The organism is Halomonas sp. ND22Bw, from assembly GCF_003011945.1.
Lineage (GTDB): Bacteria > Pseudomonadota > Gammaproteobacteria > Pseudomonadales > Halomonadaceae > Halomonas > Halomonas halophila.
The window spans coordinates 1-266 of sequence record NZ_PXWD01001028.1; the positions used below are offsets into that span (position 1 = coordinate 1).

Sequence of the window (266 nt, forward strand, 5' to 3'; positions counted from 1 at the left end):
CCGCTACTTCAACACCGTCGATCTCGTGAACCGCCTCGAGGACGAGGCCCGGCGCGGCAAGGCCGGCGCTTTAGCCGCCCAGCTCTCGCGTCTCGACCTCGTGGTGCTCGACGAGCTGGGCTACCTGCCGTTCGCCCAGTCCGGCGGCCAGCGCCTGTTCCACCTGATCAGCAAGCTCTACGAGCGCACCTCGGTGATCATCACCACCAACCTGACCTTCGGGGAGTGGCCCACCGTCTTCGGCGACGCCAAGATGACCACGGCGC

General features: G+C 67.3%; 1 protein-coding gene. It reads left to right on the forward strand.

From position 1 onward, the window contains the following. Positions 1 to 266: ATP-binding protein (locus tag CVH10_RS21295; protein WP_181244624.1), on the forward strand; the 266-nt coding region annotated here is incomplete at both ends.